The sequence below is a fragment of the Mesorhizobium sp. M1399 genome, assembly GCF_040317735.1.
Lineage (GTDB): Bacteria > Pseudomonadota > Alphaproteobacteria > Rhizobiales > Rhizobiaceae > Mesorhizobium.
Genome location: NZ_JAMYKZ010000015.1, coordinates 19,517 through 38,678, shown reverse-complemented (window position 1 = coordinate 38,678; position 19,162 = coordinate 19,517). Strand labels below are relative to the sequence as shown.

The window sequence follows — 19,162 nt, the reverse complement described above, 5'->3', positions numbered from 1 at the left end:
TGGCCTTACAGCACGCCGGCTTCGTTTTTCAGCTTGTCTACCAGTTCGGCGACGCTCTTGACCTTAACGCCCGCCTTGCGGCCGCCCGGCTCCTCGGTCTTGATCACTTTCAGCCGCGGCTTGACGTCGGCGCCGTAGTCGGCAGGGCTCTTCTCGTCGAGCGGCTTCTTCTTGGCCTTCATGATGTTGGGCAGCGACGCGTAGCGTGGCTGGTTCAGCCGCAAATCGGCCGTGACGATTGCCGGCATCTTCAGTTCCAGCGTCTGCAGGCCGCCATCGACCTCGCGCGTCACCGTGGCCTTGTCACCGTCGAGCACGATCTTGGAGGCGAAGGTGCCCTGCGCCCACCCGAGAAGTGCAGCCAGCATCTGGCCGGTCTGGTTGGAATCATCGTCGATCGCCTGCTTGCCGAGAATGACCAGGCCGGGCTGTTCTGCCTCTACGACCCCCTTCAGCACCTTGGCGACGCCCAGCGGCTCAGTCTGCTCGTCGGTCTTGACCAGGATGGCGCGGTCGGCGCCCATGGCGAGCGCCGTGCGCAAGGTCTCCTGTGCCTGTTGCGGCCCGATCGACACGACGATGATCTCTTCGGCCTTGCCCGCTTCCTTCAGCCGGATCGCCTCTTCCACCGCGATCTCGTCGAACGGGTTCATCGCCATCTTGACGTTGGCGAGTTCCACCGCCGAACCGTCCGCCTTCACCCGGACCTTGACGTTTGCATCCACAACCCGCTTCACGGGCACAAGGATCTTCATTTGCCTGTCACCTCTTTCACGATAGTCTCTTCACGCTCGTCGGGCGCGCTATAGCAGCGTGCACCTCTTCAGAGTTGTCGAAAGCCGACATTCCGGACGGAATTCTGGTCTCGCCACGCCAGTAGGGTGGCGCTTCCGTAGTTGCGGCGACCCCGCCCGTCAATATCCCGGGCGCACTCGGATCCTCGGCAAAGCATTCAAATCGGTTCAGTCCGGCCCGGAAACGCTTCCCCGGCCCCAGCGCGGCGCCGGCTGGGCGGGCGGCAGATCGCTTGCCGGCGGCTCCACGGCAATGGGCGCCGGCCCGGCGACTACGGCTGGCTCCTCGTCGGCGCCGGCGAGTAGCGGCACGCCGCGGCTGCGCAAGACAAGCACCAGCACGGCTCCGGCGATGATGCCGCCGATGTGGCAGGCCCAGGAGACCTGGTCCTCGCCACCCTGGGCAAACATGAAGATCTGGAACAGAATCCACAGGATGAGCGGGATGAAGGCCGGGATGCGCAACGGGATGCGGGCGAAGACCAGCACCCATACCTTCACCCGCGGATAAAGGATCAGATAGGCGGCGACGACACCGGCGATGGCGCCCGACGCGCCGATCAGCGGCACTTGCGAATCCCAGGCCACCAAGCCCTGGAAGAAAGCGCCGGCAATGGCGCAAAGCAGGTAGAAGACGAGATAGCGGACATGGCCGAGCGCATCCTCGACATTGTCGCCGAACACCCACAGGAACAGCATGTTGCCGCCGAGGTGGAAGATATCCGCGTGCAGGAAGGAATAGGTCAGATAGCTCAGGCTCTCCGGAATGACGACAAATTGCGGAGCGAGCTCGACGCTGTCATGCACAACCGACGGGATGAAGCCGAGGCCCAATACCGCGGCGTTGGCGAAGTCCTCGCCGCCAAGTGTTGTTACAAAATAGATCAACACATTGAGCGCGATCAGGCTGATCGTCACATATTGCAGCTTGATGTGCCGCAGCCGGTTGGTGTCGTAAAGCGGGATGAACATCGGGCCTCTCCCGCTTCCGGCGGATTCAGCGGTTCTTGCCGGGAACCCATAGCACGTCGGCATTTCCATTGTCATTGACCGCGCGTGCGGCGACGAACAGAAAGTCCGAGACACGGTTGATGTATCTTATCGCCTCGCGGTTGACGTGCTCGTCTGGATCTTGTGACAGCGCCACCATGATGCGCTCGGCGCGGCGGGCCACCGTGCGGGCGAGGTGAAGGGCAGCCGCTGCCGGCGTACCGCCGTTGAGCACGAAGGATTTGAGCGGCTCAAGGTCCTTGTTGAGGAGGTCGATGTCCTGTTCGATGCGCTCGGTCTGCGAGGCGATGATGCGCAGCGGCTCGTAGTCGAGCGGCTTGCCATTATCGGGGACTGCCAGATCGGCGCCGAGATCGAAAAGATCGTTCTGGATGCGGCCGAGCATCGCATCGATCGCCGGATTTACCGCCGCTGTATGGATGCGAGCCATGCCGATGCAGGCATTTGCCTCGTCGACCGTGCCGTAGGCGTCGATGCGAAGGTCGGATTTCAGCCGCCGCTCACCAGAACCGAGGCCGGTGGTGCCATCGTCGCCGGTGCGGGTGTAGATCTTGTTGAGCTTGACCACGGGTTACCTCCCGGCTGCCGGCCGGTGCGTCACTTACGGGTGAAATACACCGCCAGCATTATCAGCACCAAGGCCACGAACTGCAACAGCACGCGCGTCTGCATCAGCTTGTTGGAGGTCATGCTGGAGCCGCCGCGCATCATGTTGATGAGGCCGCGGATCAGCACGATCACCACGGCGACCATGACGAGAACAGCGAGGATGTTGAAGACAGTTGCCATGGTGTGTTCCAGTTGGATTGCGTTCAGGCGCGTTTGGCGAGCAGACGATAGAGTACCGAAGACGGCAGGATGCGTTTAAGGATCGCGCCGATCCTGGCCGGCACAGTTACCACATAATGCGGGCGCGGGCGCCGCGACAGAAGCGCATGGCGCAAGGCGGCATAAACCACCTCTGGCCCGGGCTTCAGCCGCGATGTGCTGCCGCCGGCCCGCAGCCGTTTGAGTTGCACAGCATAGGCGAGGCGATGGACTGAGTTCTCGTGATCGATGTTCGCAAGGAACCAGGGGAGGCTGTTGCTGGCGATCTTCGATTTCACCGCCCCCGGCTCGATCAGCGAAACATGGATGCCGCTGCCGAGGAGTTCTTGATAAAGGGACAGCATCAGCCCCTCGACGGCGTGCTTCGATGCCGAGTAAGCGCCACGGAAAGGCAGCGGCGCGAGGCCGAGGATCGATGAGCAATGAACGAGACGACCATGGCCCTGGCGGCGCATCACCGGTACGACACGGCGAGTGAGATCGTGCCAGCCAAAGACATTGGCCTCGAACTGCTGCCGCAAAGCTTCGACCGCCAGGTCCTCGACGGCACCGGGCTGCCCGTAGGCGCCGTTGTTGAAAAGGGCATCGAGCCGGCCGCCGGTCCGCTCCAGCACCGACGCCACCAGCGCCTCGATCGATCCGGGCTCGGTGTAGTCCAGATAAAAGGCCTCGATGCCGTCGGCCTCGAGCGTAGCGATATCTTCCGGCTTTCGGGCCGTTGCGAACACCCGCCAGCCTTCCTTCTTAAGAGCATGGGCGCAATAGGCGCCTATTCCGGAAGAGGCACCGGTGACAATGATGGTGCGCAACTCTTCTTCGGGAGGAATGGTGGTTTGACCGAGGGTTGTCATTTGCCGCAAACCCTTCCCATATTCGCGGCGTCGGGACAATCGAAGGGAACGCGGTTCTTGTTGCGGAAGATCGTAGCCCTCAAACGCGTGCTCTACGACGCGCTCGGCCATTTCAACACCGACGACGGCTGGGCAATGGCCAGCCATCTGGCGATCACCGCGCTGATGGCGCTTTTTCCTTTCCTGATCTTCGCCACGACGCTGGCGAGTTTTTTCGGCGCGCAGGCTTTCGCCGACACCGCCGTGCACCTTGTGTTCGACACATGGCCCGAGCAGATCGCCAAACCGATCGCGCGCGAAGTGCTCAACGTGCTTACCGTCAGGCGCAGCGACCTGTTGACCTACGGTATCGTGCTTGCCGGATACTTCGCCTCGAACGGCATCGAGGCGCTGCGCACCTCGCTCAACCGCGCCTATCGTGTCTCAGAAACGCGCGGCATCATCTACCGGCGGGTGCAGAGCATCATCTTCGTGCTGATCGCGACGGCCGGGTTTTTGGCGATCAGCGTGCTGCTGGTCTTTGCGCCATTGCTGGCGCGGCTGGCCGAATCTCATCTTGAATGGATAAAACCCTATATGGGCACGATCACCCTCTGGCGTTACGTCATCGCCTCGGTCGTCATCATCGGCGGCCTGTTCGCCGTGCATTTCTGGTTGCCGGCCGGCAAGCGCCGGTTCGTTTCGATCGTGCCTGGCATTATCTTCACGCTGGTCGGCTGGCTCATCGGGTCGACCATCTTCGCCGCCTATCTCGACCATTTCTCGTCCTATGTGACGACCTATGCCGGCCTCGCCTCGATCATGATCGCCGTTGTCTTCCTCTACATCGTCTCGGCGATCTTCATCCTCGGCGGCGAGCTCAACGCCGCGATCAGCCGCTATTTGGAGGCGCGCGCCCGCGTCGGTGGCTGAGCCGTCGCCAGCCCGACGCCGAGCGTCGCGATGGCCATGCCGGCGATCTGGAGTGGGCTCAGCTGCTCGCCGAACAATGTCCAGGCGATGACCGCGGTGACGGCCGGCACGAGGTAAAACAGCGAGGCGACCTTCGACATCTCGCCGTCGCGGATCATTACCATCAACAGGAAGATGGCACCGATCGACAGCACCAGCACGAGCCAGGCCGTGGCGAAGATCAGTTCGCCGTTGACGATCACCGTTCGGGTCTCGAAGGCGAGCGAGGCCAGAGCCATCACCGATGCGCCGCCGACATATTGCCAGAACGTGGCAGCCACCAGATCGCCGCCGGAGGCGAAACGCTTCTGCCAGATCGTGCCGGCGCTCATGCCGAGTACGGAGACCAGCGAGGCGCCCAATGTTTCGGCGGTCACGCCGCCGCCGAGCGCGCCGAGCTTCGGCCAGAGCACGATTACCACGCCGATCAACCCGAGGCCGAGACCGGCCCAGTGGCGCGGCAGGATGGCCTCGCCCAGAAGCCGGCCGGCGAGCACTGCCGTGATCAGCGGCTGCAGGCCGACGATCAGGGCTGAAAGCCCTGCGGGCATGCCCCGGTGGATGGCCCAGAACACGCCGCCGAGATAGACCCCATGCATCAGGATGCCGGCGCCGGCTGCGTGCAGCGCCTCGTCGCGGGTGGCGCGGCTCGAACCAAGCGCGGCCATCAACGCGACAAGCAGGATTGCGGCCAGGACAAAGCGCGCAGCCAGGAAAGTAAAAGGCTCGGCCCACGGCATGGCATAGCGCGCGCCGATGAAGCCGGTCGCCCACAGGACGACGAAAGAGGCGGGGATGAACCGCTTGAGGCTGTGCATTTTCCGGAGGCCGCGGTGAATTCGGGTGAGGGATCGACTGCGGCGATTGCTTAATGCCGTTCGGGCCGGCAAGCAAAACCAAACGGTTGATCCATAGAGTCATTTGAATTGAAGGAGCGCCGTTGATGGCCGTCGGCTCACCGGTCTAAAGACCGACCAGCCGCCTGACATCGTCGGGCGAGGCGCCCGCCTTACACTGGGCGGCAAGGCCGGTATCGCCAAGACCCTTCGACAGTTTTCGTCCATCCGGGCCGAGGATCAGGCGATGGTGGAAATAGGCCGGCTGCGGCAGGCCAAGCAGTTGCTGAAGCAGCCGCTGCACGCTGGTCGCGGAATAAAGGTCCTGGCCGCGCACGACATGGCTGACGCCCTGCAGCGCGTCGTCCAAGGTGACGGCGAGATGATAGCTGGTCGGGATTTCGCGGCGCGCCACGATCACGTCGCCCCAATCCTGCGGTCGGGCCTCGACATGACGCGTCCCAGAGAGCGTCTCGTCCGTGTATTCGGCCCATGTCAGGTCCCTGCCGACCCGCGCCATTGCCGCATCGACGTCTAGCCGCCAGGCAAATGGTGCACCTTCGACGATGCGCCGCTTACGCTCGCTGGCCGGCAGCGCCTTGTCGGCGGCGGGATAGAGGGGCACGCCGTCCGGGTCGCGCGGCCAGTCGCGACCGCGCTTTTCGCTGTCGGCGATGAAGGCGCGGATCTCACTTCTGCTCATGAAGGCTGGATAGACAAGCTCCTCTTCGATCAGACGCTCGAGCATAGCCTGATATTCGGCAAAATGCTCGGACTGGCGGCGCACCGGTTCCTCCCAGCCAAGCCCCAGCCATTTCAGGTCGCGAAAAATGCCCGCCTCGAATTCCGGCGTGCAGCGTGTCGTGTCGATGTCCTCGATGCGCAGCAGCAGGCGTCCGCCCGCCGCCTTGGCCATTTTCTGGTTGAGCAGTGCCGAATAGGCGTGGCCGAGATGCAATTCGCCATTCGGGCTCGGCGCGAAGCGGAATGTCAGCAGTGTCATTGTCCGGCGGCAATCGGGTTGTGCGGCGCTTTCGCCAATTGCTACTTTGCGCCGGCAGCGTCGCGCGTCCAGAGGGACGCGTGACGAAGCGTGTGCGGCACTTTTGATTTTGGAACAAGCAGACATGCAACGCATCGCCAACCTTGACGACATTGTAGAAGGCCTGGACGCGCTGTGCCTGCTAGATCCGCGCCTGGACAAGGTGCGCGGCATGGCCGGCGAGGTGCCGCTCAGGCTGTCGGAGCCGGGCTTCAGGAGCCTTGCCTCGATCGTCGTTTCGCAACAAGTGTCCCGCGCGAGCGCCGATGCCATCTTCGGCCGGCTGACGAAACTGCTCGATCCGCTGACGCCGCAGGCGATACTAGCCGCCGATGAGGCGGTCTTCCGCGAGGTCGGGCTGTCGCGGCCCAAGCAGCGCGGCCTGATTGCCGTCGCCCAGGCGGTGGCCGACGGGCTCGACCTCGATCACCTCTGCCAACTCGATGCGACGGTAGCGATCGCTGCCATGACCAAGGTGCCGGGCATCGGCCCGTGGACGGCTGAAGTCTACCTTTTGTTTGCCGCCGGACACCCAGATATCTTTCCGGCGCGCGATGTTGCGTTGCAGAGCGCGGTCGGCCATGCACTCGGCATCGAGCCGCGTCCGCCGGAGAAAATGCTGATCCGGCTTGCCGAATCATGGAGCCCGTGGCGCGGTGTCGCATCGCGGCTTTTCTGGGCTTATTATCGCGAATTGAAGGGCAGGGATGCCGCGCCTCCGGCCTGAATCCGCAAAAAAGCATTGAAATCATGCGTTTTTGAGACCCGGCATGATCGACAATCCGCTTCACATCCCTGTCATGTCGGGCTTACAGTATCCGCGTCGACCGGTTCTAGGGTGAAGGAGGTCAACGACGTGACGGTTGCCGTATCTCCGGATGGGCTTCCAGCGCTGGTGCTGAATGCGGATTACCGTCCGCTCAGCTATTACCCCCTGTCGCTCTGGTCCTGGCAGGATGCCATCAAGGCGGTGTTCCTCGAGAGGGTGAACATCGTCGCCGAATACGAACACGCCGTGTCTTCGCCGACCTTTTCGATGAAGCTGCCGAGTGTCGTCAGCCTGAAGGCCTACGTGAAGCCGTCGAGGCATCCGGCGTTTACCCGGTTCAACGTCTTCCTGCGCGACCGTTTCCAGTGCCAATATTGCGGCACGCCGGACGATCTGACGTTCGACCATGTCATTCCGCGCCATCGCGGCGGCGCCACGACCTGGGAGAATGTCGTCGCTGCCTGCTCGCCCTGCAATCTGAGGAAGGGCGGCATGATGCCGGCCCACGCCAAGATGTGGCCGCTGCAGAAGCCCTACCAGCCGACGGTGCATGATTTGCATAATAACGGCCGGCTGTTCCCGCCCAACCATCTGCACGAAAGCTGGATGGATTATCTGTACTGGGATGTCGAACTGGAGCCTTGAGATCATCCGATAATTCGGGAGGCTGGCCGTCTGAAGCGATTTTCTGCGCTTCCGGCCTTCGCCCGGCCGAAGCATTCATGAGCGGTCGTGGTGTGGTAGTTAAGGCTACGGCTGGCGTAGGCTGGTGCTCACGTACTTTAGTACGCTCCGCTCCGGTTCTCGATAATCACTTGATACGACTCAGCCTGCCGAATTCTTGAATAATCTCGCGTCGGCGCAAGGGTGAACCGCTCAATCGCGGGCAAAGGCGCTGCGGAAGGCGACGACTGCCAGGACAAAGCTGGCGATGGCGTTCCAGCCGGCCAAGGACAGGCCGAGGATGCGGAGCGCCGCCTTGTCGCAGGAGGGCGGGACGAATTTGTCGAGCGCGTCGAGCACGCCCTTGCCGCCGGTGTCCACCGGTCCGGCGGCTGCGGTGCAATCGGTCGGGCCCGGCCACCACGCCCATTCGACGCCGGAGTGATAAACGCTGAGATAGAGGCCGTAGAGCATCAGCAGGCCGCCAATGGCCAGCAGGCCACGACTTATCCAGGCGGGCGCCTTAAGGGCCGACGCAAGCACCGCCAGCAGCATCAAGGGCACGCCGACATAGTAAGGGGTGCGCTGCTCGAGGCAGAGCTTGCAAGGGATGTAGCCGCCAACATACTGGAAGGCCAGCGCCGAGCCGACTGTGGCGGCCATGGCGACGGCGAGGAACAGGGCGGTGCGCAGCCGCTGGCGTCCGGTATCGGCATTCACGGTCGCTGTCATCGGAATCAGTCCATTCGGTTCGATGCCGTTCAGACGGCGTATTTGACGACGATATAGAGCAAAATCAGGGCAGCGGCGCCGGCGCCCGCAATGTGGCCAAGGCGCTTTTCGATGAAGTGGCGGATCGGCTCGCCATAGCGGCGCAAGAGCCAGGCGAGAAACAGGAAGCGAGCTCCGCGCGCAACGATTGCCAGCACGATGAACAGCAGCAAAGGAACGCCGATGACGCCGGACAGGATTGTCACCACCTTGATCGGCGGCAGATGGGCGAGGCCGGAGGTGACCAGCATCAGGATGATGAAGCCAACACCCGACGAGACGCGCATCGCCTCGAACTCGTCATATTTGCCGTAAAATTCGAGGATCGGCCGCGCCACCGCGTCATAGGCGTAGTGCCCGATGAACCAGCCGGCGATGCCGCCCAGCACCGAGGCGACGGTGGCGACCAGCGCGTAACGATAGGCGCGATCCGGCCGCGAAAGCGCCATCGGCAGATAGAGCACGTCGGCCGGCACCAGGAACACCGAGCTCTCGACGAAGGCGATGAAGGCCAGCCACCATTCGGCCGATTTGCTGGCCGCCAGCGACAAGGTCCAGTCGTAAAGTCCGCGAAGCATCGGCACTCCTAATGCACGCCCAAACCGGTAGTGGTCTTGGGTCACGACATGTACAAACAAGACTTGGAAGCGCGCCGTATCAATCTCGTCGGACAAGGTGCGCTTCAATGACATGCGCCGCCTGTCTAGAAAGATTTTCCGCGCTGCACAATGGCAGCTGCTTCACGAAATCGAAAGGCTGAGGCTTGAGCGAGCCCAGATGTCGGGATTTGGCCAGTTGACGACCAGGCCATGGCATCGAGCACCTGCCCGCCTGAAGTGCGTCAAGGCAATATCTAATAAATCGTGGGTTTTCCCGTCGAACACGATCCGTGTTTAAATACGGCGATTTTTGTCACATCCTGTCTTTCCATCCGCCCTTTGCGCCGCCATGACGTTCTCCGATTTCATTTACCGCCCCTTTGAGACGCTCATCCGTCCGCTGGATATTCCACCCGGGCCGCTGCCAGCGAGCGGGCCGTTTGCGCTGCTCCTGCATTTCGCGAGGATGTTCCGCGGCACTCTTGCGGCCATTACCGTCTTGATGATGGCGATCGAGGGGATCAACCTTGCGACGATCTGGGGGGCCTCGTTCGTCGTCGACGGGGTGAGCGCGAAGGGCGCGGCGGTTTTCCTGCACGAGGACTGGCCGACGCTGGTCGTGCTCGGCGTGCTGGTTTTCCCCGTGCTGCCGTTGCTCATCTTCCTGGGCAATGCGCTGAACTCGCAGACGGTGGCCGTATGCATGCCGGCGGCGATGCAATGGCAGGGCCACAAGGCGGTGGAACGCCAGGACCTTGCCTTCTTCCACGATCTCTTCGCAGGTCAGGTTGCGTCGCGCATTTCGCAAGTCGCATCCGCCGTGCAGCAGCAGATCGTCGTGGCCTTTTACAGAATACCGCTGTTTCTGGTGCAGCTCGTCGGTTCGCTCGTTCTGCTTGGCGCGTTATCCTGGCCGCTGGCGCTTCCGGTGTTCGTCTGGATCGCCGCCAACATCGCCATTGCGGTGGTGGCGGTGCCCCAATATTCCGAACGCTCGCGCCGCTCGGCGCGGGGGCGCAGCCTTGTTGTCGGCGCCATGACCGACCTCTACAGCAACATCCAGATGGTCAAGCTGTTTGCGGCGGAAGACAGCGAGGCGGGCGCAATGCGCACCGTCATGGAAAACGCCATCGAGACCCAGCAGCGCGAAAGGCGCATCTATCTGACGACCGACATGGGCGTCGTCCTGCTCAATGTTGCGCTCTTTCTCACCAACGTTGCCATAGGGCTCTGGGGATTTGTCGCCGGCTTTGTCACGATTGGCCAGTTCGCCGCATCGATCGCCATCGTTCAGCGGCTCAATGCCAACTCCCGTGCCTTCCTGCAGATGGGCCAGCAGATTTTCCAGGCGGTGGGCACGATCCGCGACGCAATGCCGGTCGTGACGACGCCGCCGACTATAAAAGACGCGCCGAACGCCAACCCGCTCGACGTCACGGCCGGCGAAGTCGAGTTCAAGAACATCCAGTTCGAATACCGCGAGGGCCAAAGGGTGATCGAAGACCTGTCGCTCACCGTGCGCGCAGGCGAGAAGGTCGGGCTCGTCGGCCTCTCCGGGGCCGGCAAGTCGACCCTTGTCAGCCTGCTCCTAAGGTTCTTCGAGCTGAAGGGCGGCGCGATCCTGATCGATGGACAGGATCTCCGCAGCGTGACCCAGGCCAGCCTTCGGGAGAGCATCGGCGTCGTCACCCAGGACGTCTCGCTGCTGCATCGCTCCGTCGGCGACAACATCCGCTACGGCCGGCCCGATGCCCCGCCGGAGGCGTTGGAGCACGCCGCGCTGCTGGCCGAGGCCGACGGCTTCATCGCCGATCTCAGAGATGCTGAAGGCCGCACCGGCTACGACGCTTTCGTCGGCGATCGCGGCGTGAAGCTTTCCGGCGGCCAGCGCCAACGCGTCGCGATCGCCCGGGTGTTGCTCAAGGATGCGCCAATCCTGGTTCTCGATGAGGCGACGTCCGCACTGGACAGCGAAGCCGAGGCGGCGGTCCAGTCCAAGCTCGCGGTTCTGATGGAGGGCAAGACCGTGATCGCCATCGCCCATCGCCTGTCGACCATTGCCAGGATGGACCGGATCGTCGTCCTCGACAAAGGCCGCATCGTCGAGGAGGGAAAACCATCGGCGCTGTTGGAACGCGACGGGCTCTATGCCCGACTGTGGAAGCGTCAGACCGGCGGCTACATTGCCGACGCCATCGAGGAGATGTGAGCCGCCCTCGGTGATGATGTTTTGCTCATGGCCGGCTCGACACATTCTGCTTTCACTCCAGAAACCGGAATTGGCTGAACTCGTTTCCACCGTAGCGTTCGGAAGCCGATCATGAGCGAAGCCACAGTCCCGAACTCCCGTGCCGCCATTCTCGAGCGGCGATCTGCCGGCGTGCTGACATGGTCCGGCCCCGCCTTGATGTTGTTCGCGCGCTCGGCGTTCGCTGTTGCCGCGCAGGGCCTGGTTGCGGCCATTTATGCAGCGCACGGTTCGGCAACGCCCTGGCGCGACGCAGGGGCTTGGCTGCCGGCATACGGCAGTTTGATCGACGCGGGCTGCCTTGGTCTCCTGTGGTGGCTTGCACGGGCGCGAGGGCATCACGCTGCTCGATTTTATCAGCTTCGATCGCAAACGCTTGGGGCGCGATCTGTTGTTGGGCGTCGCGCTCATCCTCCCGGCCTCGTTTTCATCTACGGTGGGATCATCGCCAGCAGCCTGTTGGTCTACGGCAACCCTGATGCACTGCAAATATACGGACCTTTGCCGCTCTTGCCTGCGCTTTACGGGGTGCTGATCTTTCCGTTGGTCTGGGGCATTACGGAGCAGACCACCTATAACGGCTATCTTCTGCCGCGTTTCCAAGTCTTGTCGGGAAGCACGGGATTTGCCGTTGCCGTCGTAGCGTTTTCCTGGTCGTTTCAGCACGCCGTGATGCCGCTGACGTTCGACCCACACTTCATGCTCTACCGGCTCTTGGCGCCTATCGCCCATTCGACATTCATCACCCTCGTGTACCTGCGCGTGCGCCGCATCCTGCCGCTGGCGACGGCGCATTGGCTCATGGATGGGGTGTCAGCATTCATCGGCATTCTGTGGCCGCTGTTGAGGTAGAAGGGTTCAAACGGGCTGAGATGCCCACTATGGACCGAAGCCTCCGATCGACGAAATCGAAAGCCTGGGCTTGGGCTAGATAGGGTCTCGGGAATTGGCCAGTTGACGAACAGGCCTCCAACCGTATAGTCCGCGCCCATCCAGGCCGCCCGGCCTGAGCCCCTATGGCGGAATTGGTAGACGCGCTCGACTCAAAATCGAGTTCCGCAAGGAGTGCTGGTTCGATCCCGGCTAGGGGCACCATTTCTTAAATTGCCACGCCACTTCTTATTAAACCCAAGGGCGTCGGTGGGATCGTCCACGACGCCCTCGACGGCATCGAATGGTTGCGTCTTGCCTGTTGCCGCAAGCTGCCCAAGCTTCCGCTGAACGGTGCGCGGACTAGACCCAAGCGCAATTGGGCGTTCCTCACCACCGCAATCGGGCGTGCTGCGGTCCCCGCCATCACGAGGGATGCGCCGCCAACTCCGCGGTCAGCTGGTATAGCCGAACCGGACATTCCGTGGATTGAGGCGCCGGTCTTGCTCGGCTATGCACATGGCATGACAACGACCGACGATATTGTCAGGCCTCTTTCCCTTACCGTGGGTCTTATTGCCCGCTTCTGGCCGCAACTGCTGCTTCTCGGCGCCATCGGCTATGTAGCGCGCGACCTCCTGCTCAACGCGGCAGTCACGGTGGGCCTCGTCAATCCCCTCGGCGGGATGGTTGTGCTTTCGCTGGTGGTGCTGACGAAGCTTCTGGTCATCGTGGCGATGTTCGTCGCCCTGCGTCCGGGACTGCCGGCACTCGCCTCGCTTCGCCAAATGTCGGCAAGCGGTGCGAAACAGGAGAAAACGTCCCAGCCCGCCGACCACTTGCTGGCGGTGACCGCGGCCGCCATCTTGCCCTTCTTCGCCTATTACGCCGCATGGGGATTCCTCGGCGACAGTGTGCGAGAATATTCGCGGCTGGCGCTCGAACGCATTCCGCTGGGAGAAAGCGCCGACATATTCGGCCTGCTGCGCTCCAGCGGCCTCATTGCGTCGATTGTCGGCTGCTGGTTGGTCCGCTGGTTCGCGAAGCGCATGAACAAAGGCGCGCGCAGGCCTTACTGGCGGCTGCTCGTCGTGGCGGCGGATGCAAGCTGGATTTTTATCGGGCTCTATGCGCTCGATATCTGGAAGGACGAGTTCATCACCTGGATCGGGGCTAGTGCGTTGCGCAGCGAACTCAGCATGGGCGCAGGATCGCTTGTCCTGTCGATCGCCGCTCACGCTGCCGAAGGCTTCACGCCGGTCGAGTTCAGGCAGCCCGGCATCCTGGAACAGGCGCAAAGCCTGTTCTTCTATGCGCTTCTGCCAATGGTCTGGCTGGTCATGGCGGCGATCATCAACGGCTACGAGCTGACGGCCGCTTCGGCAGCGGCCGCGCCGCCGCCGTCGCGCGGGTCCACCTGGCGCAAATGGTTGAGCGACTTCATCACGCATTTCCTCGGCGGCTACCGCTCGCGCTATGCGCCGATTTGGGCCTGTCTCAAGCTCACGCTCGGCGCAGGACTCGCGACGCTGCTCACCTTCGTCGTCGCCTACCGGCTGATCGGCTGGCTTTGCGCCTGGCTGTGGTTTGGCGCGACGCGGACGCTCGGCGCGCCAGACCTCGATACATGGCAGGTCGTCTTCAGCTTCGCCAGCGTGTTCATCGGCAGTCCGAGCGATCTTGACGGCGGCATAGTGCTCGACGCCTTGAGGATCGCGCTGCTGGCGGCGGTGCTTGAATTTGCGGTGGCGGCGCAACGGCAGCCGCTGAGGGTCGCTACCTGAAGAGCAGATGGCGCGGCCTGGCGTTCGCCAGCGTGACCGACAGCGCAAGGCCGCTTGCCGTCGCCGGAATGACGAAAGTCTCGGCCATGCGCGCCGTGCCGTGCGTGCCGGCGCCCTGGAAGGCCAGCCCGCCGCAGCGGGGCTTGTCGGCTGCCTCGGGCTGCATCTTGCGCACGACGGGCCGGGTCAGGAAGGCAGGCAGCCAGCGGCGGCCTTCGGCGTCTGTGAGCACAACGGCGCAGGGGCTTTCTGCAAGGAGACCAGGATCCTCGATCCTCGCCTCGAATTCGGCCAGCACGACGGCTTCATCTGCCGAGCCGCCGGGCAGGCGCGACAGCGTTGTCAGCCGCCATTCGGCCCCGGCGTAGCGCTGCGACTCACCCCTGTCGACCGCGATCGGGTCGCGGTCGCTACCGGATCGCCATGCCTCCAGGCTTTCCCAGGAATGCACCAGCACTGCAACCGGCAGAGCGAAGCCCAGCCCAGCAAGGCTCAGCCAGTAGCGGCGTCTCTCGGCACGGGAAATGGCCTCCGCCATCACTCGGTCTCCAGCGTCCAAGGCATCGGGCCATCGCTCCGGCGGATCGTCACGGCGCCAGGGATGTCGCCCACCGCAAGTTCGGTGATTGCCACCCGGACCTCTTCACCCAGCGGTGTGAATGCCGATGGCGCGACCAGCACGGTTCCGCCCGCAAGTTCGTTTTCCGGGACTTCGAAAGCCATGAGCACGGGCTTTGGCAGTCCCGGCTCCAGCCGCTCTGCCGGCAGCATTGCCGGCATGGTGGAAATGCGCTGGCTGAGAGAATAGCGCAACCCGCTCGGGCCGAGCCATTCGGCGGAGGTCAGGGTCAGGCTCTCGCGTTTTGCTTCGGCGGCGGCCTCGACCAGGACCCAGACCCCGGAAGTGGTGTAGGTCCGGGTCTGGCCAAAGCGCTCGATCCTTACGGTACGCGCGAGATGCACGTCGCCGACGGCCAGCGCGAAGGCGCGTGCGTCGGTGCGCTTACCCTGCTCGCCAGCAATCGAGACGGGCGAGGTGATGTTGCTGTAGAGCGGGGTAGTCCGCTGCATTGCGTAGAGGATCGCCGCCGCGAAGATGATTGCGCCGGTTTCCTTGAGACCTGTTCTCATTGCCCCGGCCCGACGACCATTTCGGTCTTTACCGGCAATGCCACGATCGCGACCGGATCGCGATCGAACCAGCCCGAGCCGCCGTAGAGATTGTCACGCCGCTTGTAGATCTGGCTGCCCACCACGAGACGCAGATCCTGCGGCAGCGGCTGCGCCTTCGGCCACTCCCAGGCGGCGATCATGTGTTCCGGTATGCCGGGATGGACGCCGCTTGCGATCCATTTGTCGCGTGCAAGATAGAAGGCCGGCGCCTGCACGTCCGTGATCGGCGGGTCGATGTCAAACATGGACGCGAAGGCGTTGCTGGTCGCCGCCGAGCGGTTGTCGAGGTCGAATTCGACCATCAAAAAGGTCTTCGGCTGGGACGGCTCGGTTCCCGTCGGCGGAACCGAGCCGGTTCGGGCACCGCGAAACGTAATAACCCAGCGCCCGGTGTCGATGGGCTCGCCGGCTGCGACCGTTGGAGTTGGCCGCGAGTTGGATGCTTCATACACCGTCATTGCGAATGACGCGGCGGCCGCCGCGAGGCCACCAAGGCCGGCGACGAGAAACGCAAAAAGACGCTGCCGCAAAGTCGATCGCTGTCCGACGGACATGTTTCCTCCCGCGGACTATCCACCAGACCCGAGCCACAGATGCAACCTGGAGAGGTGAGCTATGCGGTAACATTTATGGCACAATTCGAAACAGCTTCGTCTTGGATCGTGCTGCGGGCCGGACCCGCCGCCGTGCCTAGCGGAGGGCCGCCACGACGTCGGCGAAATCGGCCCGCTTGCCATTGTCGGCGCGGCGCAATTGCACCTCGACGGGCCTGCCGTCGGATTGGTCGCAGTAGAAGATGGGTCCGGGCCGCACCCATTTGTCGCCCCACTCGGTCAGCGCGATGATGACCGTTTTGAATTCCAGCCCCTTTCGGGTCAGGACGTATTCGGCCTGCTCGCCGGCGGCACCCGGACGACGGTCCATCAGGCCGGCCTCGACGAAATCCTCGAGGCGCTTGGCCAGGATGTTGGTGGCAATCCCCAGGCTCTTCTGGAATTGCGAAAAGCGCGTGTAGCCGCCGAACATCGCGTCGCGCAGGATCAACAGGCTCCAGCGCTCGCCGACCAGCTCCAGGGCGCGTGAGGCCGAGCAGTTCTGTTTTTCATAAAGACGACCAAGCATGGCGTGAACATACCCTGTTGACTTGCATCATGCAAGTATGCATTGTGCTTGCATGATGCAAGCGATGGAGCTCGAGAGAGCGTCGCTCACTTCATCGCCCGAGACTTGGGTGCCCATCAACCGTCGGATCCAGACAGGAGATATGTCATGAAAAAGGATGAAGATTACACGACGTTATTTGTCGTTGAGCAAAGCCCGGAAGAGGTTTTTGCGGCGGTTGTCAATCCGCGCGCCTGGTGGTCCGAAGACATCGACGGCGATACCAACAAGCCCGGTGCGATATTCTACTATCACTTCAAGGATATCCACCGCGGTACCTTCAAGGTTACGGAGCTTGTGCCCGGCAAGAAGGTCGTCTGGCACGTCGTCCAGAACTACTTCAACTTCGTCAAGGATGCGACCGAGTGGACCGGCACGGACGTGGTCTTCGAGATCGCGCCGACCGACAAGGGTACCGAGCTGCGCTTCACCCATGTCGGGCTGAAGCCGAGTGAAGAATGCTACGACGTCTGCCATGACTCCTGGCGCTTCTATGTCGCGAGTCTTCGCGACCTGATTTCGACGGGCAAGGGGCAGCCCAACAAGGGCGAAGAGAACGCCAATCCAACGGTCGTGCCGCAAAACGAGAACATCGGCCTCGAGCGCAAGACAGCGAGCGATGGCGCCGAGATGATCGTCATGACGACGGCAGCGGCGAAGCCCGGCATCGAGAGCAAGGTGCGGGATGCCCTGCGGGACGTAGCCGGCGCGGCCCGCAAGCAAAGCGGATGCATCGACTACAGCGTCTTTCGCTCGGAGGCAGAGCCGAACGTTACCATCTGCGTCGAGCGCTGGGCATCGAAGCAGGAGCGCGACGCTTTTCTGGGCTCGGCGGACGCGAAGAATTTCGTTTCGGCCATAACCGGCGCCTTCCTGGAGCGGCCTTCGCCGATCTCCTACACGACATTGGAAGTCGGGTCCTGATTGCAAGGGTTCGCCCGGCGACGGTGCCGGTGCCGGCTGCCCTGGAGCAATGCAATGGGGGACGGCATCCAAGCATGGAACAGAAAATTATAACCTACTTGCATGATGCAAGAACGAATGGCTTGCATTCATGCAAGTAGGAGGAGAGATCGCCGTGCCAAAATCGATGGAAGTCACAGACAAGGCCGTTCTGGTAACCGGGGCCAACCGCGGCCTCGGCAAGGCGCTGGTCGAGGAAATATTGAGGCGGGGTGCCAAGCGCGTCTATGCCGGCGCGCGCAAACCGCTCGCCCACGCGGATCGGCGTGTCACGCCGCTGATCCTGGACGTGACCGATACGGCGCAGATTGAGGCGGCTGTCGAAAGGGTCGGGTCTCTCGATATCCTCATCAACAATGCTGGCATCGGGCTCTACGACGACCTCGGCGATCGTGCTGCGCTCGAGCGACACCTCGCCGTCAACCTGCTCGGCGTGCACGGCGTAACCGACGCATTCCTGCCGCTGCTCACGAGTTCGCGCGGCGCCGTGGTCAACATCCTGTCGGAAGCGGCCCTCGTTCCCTTCCCGATTATTCCGTCCTACTCGCTGTCGAAGGCCGCCGCGTTCTCCATGACGCAATCGCTCCGTGCTCTCGCCGGCGCTCGTGGCGTGAGCGTTCATGCGGTCCTGTCCGGTCCCATAGACACCGACATGAGCAGAGACGCCGACATCCCGAAGAGCTCTGCGGAGAGCGTCGCGAAAGGTATCCTGGACGGCATGGCGCGAGGGGAGGAGGAAATTTTCCCCGATCCAAAATCGGCGTCCATGGCCGAGAGCTGGCGCGGCAGCGCGTTCAAGGCGCTCGAACGCCAGATGGCGGCTTTCGTCCAAGCCATGCCCGCCAAGTCATAGGCGACCGCGCTGCGAGCCCAACGGCCCCGCAGCGAATGCGCTATGGCGAAATTGCCCTAGGCTGCCGATGCGTCGCCGGTTCGATCCGGGCTGAGGGCACCATTTTCTTCCGGGAAACCTCGAGAGGTTACTTGGGCGTTATCCCAGGAGCGTCCTCTGGGATAACGTCTGAGATCCGGCAGCCCTTCCTGGCAAGCTGCGGATCGCAGCCCGAGCCGCTATCACATCGGCCCCGGCACCATCTTGGTCGGCTGCTCCGGCATCGGAAACGCATAATTGTCGCATTTCACGTCCGGGTTCGTCGGGCTGAACATTCCGAGCGGGTTCTCCTTGAACAGCCAGGCGTGAAGGTCGTAGTGGTGGAACTCCTTCGGGATGAGCGGATAATGCCCCTCCATAGGCCCCATGAATGTCTGGCCGAAGAGCTTCGGCGGCTCCTTGGTGTCCGGCGTCAAGGGCACGAGCCATTCCACACCGACCAGGCGCAATTCGCCGCCGACCGGCTCATAGATCAGCACATTGGGGCGCGTCGGATCCGCGGTCGGGCCGACAGTCGTGACGTTGACGAAATGGATGCCCATCGCGCCCTTCGGGTAGTCCATCGCTCCCTCTACCTTTTCGCCGCTGTAGAAGACGCATCCAACCGTCGACAGATAAAGCTCGCGAATGGCAACCTTGTAGTCTTCATACCTGGACAGCGATTTACGCAGGGCATCGATCTCGGCCTTGTCGGGTTCGGCGGCCCGAGGAGCGGCGGCGTTCAGACACGCGCCGACGAGACCTGCCAATGTGAGGATACCGAGACGCCTGAGGTGAGTTGTTTTCGTCATGCATTCCTCCCAGATTTTTCTTCTGGCCGTGCAGGACCGAGGCGGCAGTGATGCTGGACGCGCGGCCGTAATTGATCGCCTCATCCCTGTTGGGACTGCGTCGATGCTAATCCTTTCCGCTGATCGGGAGAATTAACCCTGACGACCTAGGCCGGAGCAGGTCGA

At 62.8% G+C, this 19,162-nt stretch carries 22 protein-coding genes and 1 tRNA gene; 9 read left to right on the top strand and 14 right to left on the bottom strand.

Annotated features, from left to right (window positions below; translation table 11 throughout):
- Positions 1-5 precede the first annotated feature (5 nt).
- The 5 genes from NKH05_RS24560 to NKH05_RS24540 form a co-directional block, all read right to left on the bottom strand.
- Complete coding sequence (locus NKH05_RS24560; RefSeq protein ID WP_023677947.1) at positions 6-755, bottom strand: electron transfer flavoprotein subunit beta/FixA family protein; 750 nt, start codon at positions 753-755, stop codon at positions 6-8.
- A gap of 207 nt (positions 756-962) precedes the next feature.
- Positions 963-1,766 (bottom strand): rhomboid family intramembrane serine protease, encoded by an 804-nt coding sequence (locus NKH05_RS24555; protein ID WP_023721071.1) that lies wholly within the window; start codon positions 1,764-1,766, stop codon positions 963-965.
- Positions 1,767-1,791: 25 nt separating this feature from the next.
- Positions 1,792-2,373 (bottom strand): cob(I)yrinic acid a,c-diamide adenosyltransferase, encoded by a 582-nt coding sequence (locus NKH05_RS24550; protein WP_023721070.1) that lies wholly within the window; start codon positions 2,371-2,373, stop codon positions 1,792-1,794.
- Between the two features lie 29 nt (positions 2,374-2,402).
- Positions 2,403-2,594 (bottom strand): twin transmembrane helix small protein, encoded by a 192-nt coding sequence (locus tag NKH05_RS24545; protein WP_023677950.1) that lies wholly within the window; start codon positions 2,592-2,594, stop codon positions 2,403-2,405.
- Between the two features lie 23 nt (positions 2,595-2,617).
- Positions 2,618-3,484: an SDR family oxidoreductase gene (locus NKH05_RS24540; protein WP_352483565.1), complete on the bottom strand. Its 867-nt coding sequence runs from the start codon at positions 3,482-3,484 to the stop codon at positions 2,618-2,620.
- A 57-nt stretch (positions 3,485-3,541) separates the two neighbouring features.
- Between NKH05_RS24540 and NKH05_RS24535 the strand changes: the two genes are divergently transcribed.
- Positions 3,542-4,396 (top strand): YihY/virulence factor BrkB family protein, encoded by an 855-nt coding sequence (locus NKH05_RS24535; protein ID WP_031194564.1) that lies wholly within the window; start codon positions 3,542-3,544, stop codon positions 4,394-4,396.
- Here NKH05_RS24535 and NKH05_RS24530 read toward each other — a convergent pair.
- Both NKH05_RS24530 and gluQRS read right to left on the bottom strand, forming a co-directional pair.
- Entirely contained in the window at positions 4,363-5,253 is an 891-nt protein-coding gene (locus NKH05_RS24530; RefSeq protein WP_023721067.1) for a DMT family transporter, read from the bottom strand. The genes NKH05_RS24535 and NKH05_RS24530 overlap by 34 nt on opposite strands.
- A gap of 145 nt (positions 5,254-5,398) precedes the next feature.
- A complete protein-coding gene (gluQRS, locus tag NKH05_RS24525; protein ID WP_353026272.1) occupies positions 5,399-6,274 on the bottom strand; it encodes a tRNA glutamyl-Q(34) synthetase GluQRS in 876 nt (291 codons plus the stop codon).
- A gap of 124 nt (positions 6,275-6,398) precedes the next feature.
- Between gluQRS and NKH05_RS24520 the strand changes: the two genes are divergently transcribed.
- Entirely contained in the window at positions 6,399-7,040 is a 642-nt protein-coding gene (locus tag NKH05_RS24520; protein WP_023721065.1) for a DNA-3-methyladenine glycosylase family protein, read from the top strand.
- A gap of 129 nt (positions 7,041-7,169) precedes the next feature.
- A complete protein-coding gene (locus NKH05_RS24515; protein WP_023677956.1) occupies positions 7,170-7,727 on the top strand; it encodes an HNH endonuclease in 558 nt (185 codons plus the stop codon).
- A 231-nt stretch (positions 7,728-7,958) separates the two neighbouring features.
- Here the strand turns inward: NKH05_RS24515 and NKH05_RS24510 are convergent, their stop codons facing one another.
- The gene (locus tag NKH05_RS24510; RefSeq protein ID WP_023721064.1) at positions 7,959-8,477 is read right to left on the bottom strand and encodes a disulfide bond formation protein B; all 519 of its coding nucleotides are present in this window, start codon (positions 8,475-8,477) and stop codon (positions 7,959-7,961) included.
- 29 nt (positions 8,478-8,506) lie between these two features.
- Positions 8,507-9,094, bottom strand: a complete 588-nt coding sequence (locus NKH05_RS24505) for a YqaA family protein (RefSeq protein ID WP_352483530.1) — start codon at positions 9,092-9,094, stop codon at positions 8,507-8,509.
- A 370-nt stretch (positions 9,095-9,464) separates the two neighbouring features.
- On the opposite strand from NKH05_RS24505, the gene NKH05_RS24500 reads away from it, so the two are divergent.
- The 4 genes from NKH05_RS24500 (at position 9,465) to NKH05_RS24485 (ending at position 14,017) form a co-directional block, all read left to right on the top strand.
- Positions 9,465-11,324, top strand: a complete 1,860-nt coding sequence (locus NKH05_RS24500) for an ABC transporter ATP-binding protein (protein ID WP_352483531.1) — start codon at positions 9,465-9,467, stop codon at positions 11,322-11,324.
- Between the two features lie 198 nt (positions 11,325-11,522).
- A complete protein-coding gene (locus NKH05_RS24495; RefSeq protein ID WP_353026270.1) occupies positions 11,523-12,215 on the top strand; it encodes a CPBP family glutamic-type intramembrane protease in 693 nt (230 codons plus the stop codon).
- A 158-nt stretch (positions 12,216-12,373) separates the two neighbouring features.
- A tRNA-Leu gene (locus tag NKH05_RS24490) sits at positions 12,374-12,458 on the top strand.
- 299 nt (positions 12,459-12,757) lie between these two features.
- Positions 12,758-14,017 (top strand): hypothetical protein, encoded by a 1,260-nt coding sequence (locus NKH05_RS24485; protein ID WP_352483533.1) that lies wholly within the window; start codon positions 12,758-12,760, stop codon positions 14,015-14,017.
- Here NKH05_RS24485 and NKH05_RS24480 read toward each other — a convergent pair.
- The 4 genes from NKH05_RS24480 to NKH05_RS24465 all read right to left on the bottom strand — a co-directional run bounded on the left by NKH05_RS24480 (position 14,010) and on the right by NKH05_RS24465 (position 16,312).
- Positions 14,010-14,555, bottom strand: a complete 546-nt coding sequence (locus tag NKH05_RS24480; protein ID WP_023721059.1) for a hypothetical protein — start codon at positions 14,553-14,555, stop codon at positions 14,010-14,012. The two genes, NKH05_RS24485 and NKH05_RS24480, sit on opposite strands and share 8 nt — an antisense overlap.
- The gene (locus NKH05_RS24475) at positions 14,555-15,148 is read right to left on the bottom strand and encodes a hypothetical protein (protein WP_023721058.1); all 594 of its coding nucleotides are present in this window, start codon (positions 15,146-15,148) and stop codon (positions 14,555-14,557) included. Before NKH05_RS24475 ends, NKH05_RS24480 begins: the two co-directional genes overlap by 1 nt.
- A complete protein-coding gene (locus NKH05_RS24470; protein ID WP_031194561.1) occupies positions 15,145-15,744 on the bottom strand; it encodes a hypothetical protein in 600 nt (199 codons plus the stop codon). The genes NKH05_RS24475 and NKH05_RS24470 overlap by 4 nt, the downstream gene beginning before the upstream one ends.
- A gap of 136 nt (positions 15,745-15,880) precedes the next feature.
- Positions 15,881-16,312 (bottom strand): winged helix-turn-helix transcriptional regulator, encoded by a 432-nt coding sequence (locus NKH05_RS24465; protein WP_023721056.1) that lies wholly within the window; start codon positions 16,310-16,312, stop codon positions 15,881-15,883.
- 147 nt (positions 16,313-16,459) lie between these two features.
- Here NKH05_RS24465 and NKH05_RS24460 point away from each other — a divergent pair, with 147 nt between their 5' ends.
- Complete coding sequence (locus NKH05_RS24460) at positions 16,460-17,275, top strand: antibiotic biosynthesis monooxygenase (RefSeq protein WP_352483535.1); 816 nt, start codon at positions 16,460-16,462, stop codon at positions 17,273-17,275.
- A 154-nt stretch (positions 17,276-17,429) separates the two neighbouring features.
- Positions 17,430-18,167, top strand: coding sequence for an SDR family NAD(P)-dependent oxidoreductase (locus NKH05_RS24455; protein WP_352483536.1), 738 nt, complete (start codon positions 17,430-17,432; stop codon positions 18,165-18,167).
- Positions 18,168-18,388: 221 nt separating this feature from the next.
- Here the strand turns inward: NKH05_RS24455 and NKH05_RS24450 are convergent, their stop codons facing one another.
- Positions 18,389-18,997, bottom strand: a complete 609-nt coding sequence (locus NKH05_RS24450) for a hypothetical protein (protein WP_023721053.1) — start codon at positions 18,995-18,997, stop codon at positions 18,389-18,391.
- Between the last annotated feature and the right edge of the window lie 165 nt (positions 18,998-19,162).